Below are 7,029 nucleotides of genomic sequence, written 5' to 3'. Positions count from 1 at the left end.
GTACCGGGCCGCCGGCGCGGCTCGGTACGGCTCCGGCGGCCCGGTACGGCCGCGGGCGGTCAGGCCTTGCGGGCCAGCCCGCACCACATCGGCATCGGCCGCGGGCCCGCCTCGCCGGGCTCCGGCCGCCAGTCGGGCAGCTCGGCCACGCCGGGCTCGACCGGCTCCAGGCCGGCGAAGTACAGGTCGGCGGTCTCCTCCCGGGTCCGGCGCACCACCGACTCGCCCCACTGCTGGTTGAGCAGTTCGAATGCCTCGTCCATCGCGGCGTCCTCGCCGACCCGGGCGAACTGGGAGAAGGCGACGTGGCTGCCCGGGGGGACGGCGTCCACGATGCGCTTCATCAGCTCGGCGGGGCCCTGCTCGTCCGGGAAGAAGTGCAGGACGCCGAAGAGGATCACGCCGATCGGCTGCTCGAAGTCCAGCACCGCCCGCGCCGCGTCGAGGATCCTGTCGACCTCCTTCATGTCGCCCTGGAGGTAGCGGACCTCGTCCCGGGGCAGGCCGGCCAGCAGGTGGCGGGCGTGCGCCACCACGACCGAGTCCTTGTCGACGTAGACGGTCCGGGCGTCCGGGTGGACGCCGCGCGCCACCTCGTGGGTGTTGTTCATGGTGGGCAGGCCGGTGCCGATGTCGAGGAACTGCCGGATGCCCGCCTCGGCGGCCAGGTAGCGGACGATCCGGACCAGCGCGCCGCGCGCCGCCTGGATGTCCACCCGGACGTCGCCGCCCGGCCAGGAGGCGAAGGCGAACTCGGCGGCGGCCCGGTCGGCCGCGAAGTTCGCGGTGCCGCCGAGCATCAGGTCGAACACCCGGGAGACGTGCGGGACCTCGGGGTCGACCCCCGCGATGTGCCCGGACTCCGCGCTTTCCACAGTCATCGCAGTTCCTTTCCGAAAGGCCGCGCCCGGAAAGCGCGGAGGTGTTTTCCGGTTTTCCGGCGACCGGAGGACGCCGGAAGAGATTGTTTCAGCGGAGCCCGCCCGGGGCTTACTCCGAGAATGCCCGACCGTGCAATTCAGGAGGGGTCCCCGCGCAGCGCCTCGGCGATCCGCTCACCGATCAGCACGGTGGTCAGCGCGATGTTGGCGCACACCATGGACGGCATCACGGAGGCGTCGGCCGCGTACAGGCCGGCCACGCCCCGGACGGCGCCGAACTGGTCCACCACCGCGCCCGGGTCGCCGGCCGGGCCCATCCGCAGGGTGCCGGCCGGGTTGAAGGCGGTGTCGACGACCGTCTCGACGTACTCCCGCAGCAGTTCCTCGTCGTCGACGGTCCGCTCGTCCAGCGCGACCACCCGCTCGGCCCGCGCCCCGATCCCGGCCGAGTTCGCCAACCGCCAGCAGGTGCGCACCGCTTCGGCGAACAGGCCGTGGTCGCGCGGGTCGGTGAGGTAGCCGAGGTCGATCCGCGGCGCGGCGCGCGGGTCGGCGGAGGCGAGGGTGACCCGGCCCCGAGAGTGCGGGCGGCGGACCACCGCCATGATGCCGAACACCCCGTCGACGCCCGCCGCCTCGCGCAGCCGGGGGAAGTGGTGGGCCAGGTTGAAGTGGTTCACCATCGCGTAGTACATGTCGTTGAAGCGCTCCGCCTCCCCGGCGGGCGCGGGCCCGGTGGTGCGCAGCACGATCTGGCCGGTGGAGGCGCTGCGGTCGGCGGCGCCGGGCCTGGGCGTCAGGAAGACGCCGATCCGCGGCTGGTCGACCAGGCCCTCCCCGACGCCCGGCAGGTCCGCCCGGACCGGGATGCCCAGCTCGGACAGCCGCCCGGCCGGGCCGACGCCCGAGCGCAGCAGGACGGCGGGCGAGCCGATCGCGCCCGCCGCGAGCACGATCCGCCGGGCCCTCAGGTCGTACGTGGCGCCGTCCGCCAGGACCCGGACGCCGCGCGCGACGCCGTCGCCGTCGATCAGGACCCGGTCGGCCAGGGCGTCCGGGACGATGGTGAGGTTGGGGCGGCCGGCGGCGGGCCACAGGTACGCCATCGCGGTGGAGACCCGCTCGCGGGCGTCACGGCGGTTGGAGGGGATGGGCCCGACGCCGGTGGACAGCGGGTGGTTGTGGTCGGCGGCGTGCGGGTGGCCGGCCTCCAGGCAGCCGTCGAGGAAGAGCCGCTGCACGGTGGTGAGTTCCTCCGGGCGCCAGCGGCGGACCGGGATCGGGCCGCCGGTGCCGTGGTGCGGGTCAGCACCGAAGTCGAGGTCGTCCTCGATCGCGCGCAGCCGGGGCAGCGCCTCCTCCCAGCTCCACGCCGGGTTGCCGAGGGCGGCCCACTCGTCGAGGTCGGCGGGGGTGGGGCGGATCACCACCGTGTTGCCGACGGCGGAGGAGCCGCCGGTCACCTTGCCCTGCGGGAAGGCGGTGCGCCGGCTCGCGGTGAGCCGGGCGGACAGGCCCCAGCCGTGCCGGGCCAGCGACATCGCGTTGCCGTTCAGCAGGTCGTCGGGGGTCCGCTCGCGGGTGGCGTAGTGCGGGCCGGCCTCGATCAGCGCCACCCGCCGGGCGCCGTCCTCGCTGAGCCGGGCCGCGACCACCGCGCCCGCGGTGCCGGCACCCACCACGATGTCGTCGAAGGAGTCTGGGACGGCCATGCGGTTCTCCCCGATCGGTGCGGTCGAATTTCCCGCACCGTATCGCCGGGGCGCCCGTCCGCACTTCTCACGGCTTGCCGGAAAGGCCGCCCGGAATTCCGCCGGGGGAATTCCGGGCGGGACATAAGGCATTCCTGGAGAAGCCCGGCCGGGGTTCGGCCGCTCACCATCCGGCGGGCACCCACCGCGCGTGGAACCCGTGCGGCACCCGCACCGGCAGCGGCACCACCGCGACCGGCGGGCCGGTGAAGTCGGCGGTGTCCAGCACGACCAGTTCGCTGCGGTCGGCGGCCGGGTCGTACACCAGGGTGAGCAGCCAGCCGTCGGCCTCGGGGGCGAGCGCGTCGCGCGGCACGAAGACGGGTTCGCCGCTCTGCCGTCCGCCGGTGAAGGCGTGCCGGTCGGTGCGGCCGGTGGCGAGGTCGTGCCGCAGCAGCGCGGGACCGCAGAGCGCCGCGCCCTGGCCGGGGACGAGTTCGACGGTGAAGGCGTAGCGGTACGGCAGGCCGGTGCGCCGTTCGTCGATGCGCGGGAACTCCTGGACCCGGCCGTCGAGCCGGCGTTCGAGCACGGCGCCCTCGCGGGGGTCGAGGATCCAGCGCCACAGGGTGGGCGCGGACTCGCTGGGGTGCAGCCGGTCGCGGTCGAAGGCGCGTTCGTGGCGGATCACGTCGACGGTGATCCGGCCGTCGGCGTCCTCGAAGGCGTTGACGGGGTGGAAGACGAAGCAGGGCGGGACGTCGAGCCAGAGGGCGGTGGCCCCCGTCCGGTCGCGGCGGACGATGCCGACCCTGGCCTCGCGGTCGGGCCGCCAGCTGTAGGGCGCGGGCGAGCCGGCCCGGGCCTCGGCGGGGTCGTGGGCGACCGGCAGGTCGAACAGGACCGCGTGGCGTTCGGTGAGCGCGAAGGCGTGCATCCAGGGGCGGCCCTTGACCGGCACGGGCAGCGCCTCGCGGACCCGGCCCTCGACGTCGACGGTGAGCAGCACGGCCTCGTCCCCGGCCGGGTCGACGGCGACGGCGTGGAGTTCCCCGGTCAGCGGGTCGGTGAGCGGGTGGGCGCAGAAGCCGCCGGGCAGGGTGGCGTCGAAGTCGGTGCGGGCGACGGTGCGCAGGCCGGGGTCCAGGACGAGCGGCAGGGCGCCGCCGTCGGTGACGGCCAGGGTGCGGCCGGCGTGGTGGACCAGGTTGGCGTTGACGTTGTCGTCGAGGCCGCGGCGCGGCCCGGGGGTGGGGAGTTCGCCGAGTTCGCGGCTGACGGTGTCGCCGCGCAGCCAGCGGTTGCGGTACCAGTGGGCGCGGCCGCCGCCGAGCCGCAGGCCGTGCACCATGCCGGCGCCGGCGAAGGCGTGCTGCACGGCGGGGTCGTGCTCGCCGCGGGTGTTGGGGCCGATCCGCAGGAAGGTGCCGTCCAGTTGCGGCGGCAGGTCGCCGTGGACGGTCAGGCCGGTGTGCCCGGTCTCGGCGGGCACCGGCCGGTAGCCGCGTCCGAGCAGGTGCGCCGTGCTGGACAGGTGGCTCGTTGACGTGTGACCCGTGGCGCGAGGCATGGCCCGCCCCCTCCATCGATAGCACCGTTATATAACGCTGTCATTGATGAGGGTCACAGGAGACTGACATACTGTCAAGGGTGAGTCCACGGCGGGTTGACCCGAATCTCAGAGACCAGCTGATCGAAGCCGCGGCGCGGCTGCTCAGCGAGGAGGGGCCGGCCGCGCTGTCCACGCGCAAACTGGCGGCCACCGTAGGAACCTCGACCATGGCGGTCTACACGCACTTCGGCGGCATGGACGACCTGGTGCGGGCGATGGTCCGCGAGGGCTTCACCCTGCTCAACCGGCGGCTGGAGGCGGTCGAGGAGAGCGACGACCCGGTCTCCGACGTGGTCGCGCTCGGCTGGGCGTACCGGGCCAACGCCCGCGAGCACCGGAACCTCTACAACGTGATGTTCGGCGGCTCCGGCCTCAGCGGCTTCTCGCTCACCGACGACGACCGGCAGCACGGCCGCTACACCCTGGGCGCCCTGGTCGGGGCGGTGAAGCGCTGCGTGGCCGCCGAACGCTTCCTGCCCTCCGATCCGGAGCTGGTCGCCCATCAGCTCTGGATCGCGCTGCACGGCCTGGTCATGCTCGACCTCGGCGGGTACCTGATCGAGCCGCTCACCGCGGACGTCTGCTTCGAGGCGCAGGTCTGCGGCATGATCCTCGGCGCCGGCGACGACCCCGAGCGCGCCCGGGAGTCGGTGTCCCGGGCGGCGGAGCGGCGGGTCTGAGCCACCCCCGCCCGGACCACCCCCGCCCGCGCCACCCCCGCCCGGACTACCCGTTCCAGGGCGCCGCCGGCCACCGGAGGACGCCGAGGTCGCCGAGCAGCCGGAGGTCCCAGTAGGCCACCGTGAACGCGCCCGCCACCAGCAGGGCGGAGGCGGTCAGCGTCGCCGCCCGGGCCGGACCGGAGGCCAGCCAGCGCTGCACGGGCGCACCGAGGACGCCGAACAGCGCCAGGAGCAGCAGCGCCATCACCAGGACGCCGCCGATCGACTGGAACACGGACGCCACCGCCCCGGACAGCAGTTCGCGCTCCAGGGCCGCCCGCCGGGTCGGGAAGGCCCCGACCAGAGCGCCGACCAGCACCAGCGGGGCGTTCGGGAAGCGCCGGGCCACCCCCGCCAGCGGGTCGGGCAGCACCCCGGCGGCGGCCAGCGCGATCGCCAGCAGGACCAGGCCGGCCACCCCGTACACGGCCATCGCCTGGACCCGCCCCGGCACGGCGGACCGGGTGCCGAGCAGGCCCTCCAGCACCCCGCAGCCGACGGCCGCCGGCAGCAGGCCGGCCGCCAGCGGGCCCAGCGGGTGGAGCGCGTGCGCCGCCCGGGGGCGGCGGATCAGGCTCATCCGCCCGACCAGCGGCCCCAGCAGGCCGAGCACCACCAGATGGCCGGCGCCGAACGCCCCGGCCAGGCCCGCGACGAAGGCGAACAGCGCGCCGGCGGCGAGGCCGCGCGGCGGCGCGCTCCCGGGGTCGTGCCCGAGCAGCCGGGCGGCGGCGGAGAAGGCCGCCCCGTCGTCCACCGGCCGCGCCGGCCACGCGTAGGCCAGCAGCACCCCGCCGAGCAGGCCCAGCACCACGACCAGGGCCCGGCGGCGCGGGAACAGGCCGTTGACGAACAGCGAGGTGGCGCGCGGCGGCGCCTTCACCGTCCAGCCCGTGGCGGTGGTCTCAGTCACGCGGTATCCCCCCAACTCGCCCCGGGCCGCTCCGGCGATCGCGCCGGAACCCCTGGTTACCCATACGTAACATGACAGATTGTCAGTTCAGTCGGCCCGAACGACTACTTCCGGATTGCCCCGCATCGGCACGGTGGGAGTAGTCCGCCGCGCCGGGGCCCCCAAGCATGGATGCGGAGAGCCGCGGCCACCCGGGCGCGCGGCGGGCGGGAGGCACTGATGAGCGGGAGCTGGCGGGCGGTCAGGCGCCGTCTGTTGACGCCGAGCCACAACGAGACGAAGTTGTCGACCCGGGGCTTCCACGTGAAGAGCCCCGAGGCGCGCGAGAACCTGGAGACCGTCGGCGCGACCTTCCTCGACGGTTACGCGATCGCCGTCGAGGCCCCCCACCAGGACGAGGCGCACCGGCTGCTGGAGCGGATACCGGTGCGCTACCGGGGCTTCGCCTACGAGGGCGCCGCGATGGGCCTGGCCATGCTGGACGGCCTGCCGGTCCCCGGCAACGGCCGGGTCGCGGAGTTCCTGGCGGGCCACGGCGCGCCGCACGACTACATGGTGCACGTCGGCGTCGGCTGGGCGATGGCCCGGCTGCCCCGCTTCCGCTGGGCCTCGATCGCGCCCGCGGACCCGCTGCTGCGCTGGCTCGCCCTGGACGGCTACGGCTTCCACCAGGCGTACTTCCGCACCGCGCGGTACGTGCACGGCCACTACCGCGAGAGCGCCTTCCCCTGGCCGGGCGACGAGACCCGGCGCTACGCCGGGCACGCCATCGACCAGGGCATCGGCCGGGCCCTGTGGTTCATCGGCGGCACCGACCCGGCCGTGGTCGCCGACCTGGTCGACGGCTACCAGGCCGACCGGCACGCCGACCTGTGGGCCGGCGTCGGCCTGGCCACCTGCTACGCCGGCGGCGCCACCGAGGACGAACTGCGCCTGCTGGTCGAGCGGGTCGGCCCGCACCGGCCCCAGTTCGTCCAGGGCGTGGCCTTCGCCTCCACGGCCCGGGTGGAGGCCGGACTGCTCACCGAGCACTCCGAGACGGCGGTCCGGCTGCTCTGCGGCCTCACCCCGCAGGAGGCCGCCGCGGTGTGCGAGCAAGCCCGGCCGCGGCCGGTCGTCGACGGCGCGCTGACGGCCTACGAGACCTGGCGGCGGAACATCGCCGAGCGGATCACCAGCGGCGCCCCCGAGGCCCGCGCGTGACCGCCGA

The 7,029-nt window shown here is 75.1% G+C and carries 6 protein-coding genes; 2 read left to right on the top strand and 4 right to left on the bottom strand.

Going from position 1 to position 7,029, the window contains the following annotated elements; translation table 11 throughout:
* Positions 1–59 precede the first annotated feature (59 nt).
* The 3 genes from ABD308_RS39205 to ABD308_RS39195 form a co-directional block, all read right to left on the bottom strand.
* Positions 60–881, bottom strand: a complete 822-nt coding sequence (locus ABD308_RS39205; protein WP_344345886.1) for an SAM-dependent methyltransferase — start codon at positions 879–881, stop codon at positions 60–62.
* Between the two features lie 137 nt (positions 882–1,018).
* Positions 1,019–2,593 carry a GMC family oxidoreductase gene (locus tag ABD308_RS39200; protein WP_344345884.1) on the bottom strand — a complete coding sequence of 525 codons (1,575 nt, stop codon included), beginning with the start codon at positions 2,591–2,593 and terminating at the stop codon, positions 1,019–1,021.
* Positions 2,594–2,756: 163 nt separating this feature from the next.
* Positions 2,757–4,142, bottom strand: a complete 1,386-nt coding sequence (locus tag ABD308_RS39195) for a carotenoid oxygenase family protein (RefSeq protein WP_344345882.1) — start codon at positions 4,140–4,142, stop codon at positions 2,757–2,759.
* A gap of 80 nt (positions 4,143–4,222) precedes the next feature.
* On the opposite strand from ABD308_RS39195, the gene ABD308_RS39190 reads away from it, so the two are divergent.
* Entirely contained in the window at positions 4,223–4,864 is a 642-nt protein-coding gene (locus ABD308_RS39190) for a TetR/AcrR family transcriptional regulator (protein ID WP_344345880.1), read from the top strand.
* A gap of 46 nt (positions 4,865–4,910) precedes the next feature.
* On the opposite strand, the gene ABD308_RS39185 is transcribed toward ABD308_RS39190, so the two are convergent.
* Complete coding sequence (locus ABD308_RS39185; protein ID WP_344345878.1) at positions 4,911–5,819, bottom strand: hypothetical protein; 909 nt, start codon at positions 5,817–5,819, stop codon at positions 4,911–4,913.
* A gap of 219 nt (positions 5,820–6,038) precedes the next feature.
* Here ABD308_RS39185 and ABD308_RS39180 point away from each other — a divergent pair, with 219 nt between their 5' ends.
* Positions 6,039–7,022: a DUF1702 family protein gene (locus tag ABD308_RS39180; RefSeq protein WP_344345876.1), complete on the top strand. Its 984-nt coding sequence runs from the start codon at positions 6,039–6,041 to the stop codon at positions 7,020–7,022.
* The last annotated feature ends 7 nt before the right edge of the window (positions 7,023–7,029 follow it).

This window comes from Kitasatospora putterlickiae (assembly GCF_039527695.1).
Classification (GTDB): Bacteria; Actinomycetota; Actinomycetes; order Streptomycetales; family Streptomycetaceae; genus Kitasatospora; species Kitasatospora putterlickiae.
This window is presented reverse-complemented; position numbering and strand designations above follow the sequence as displayed.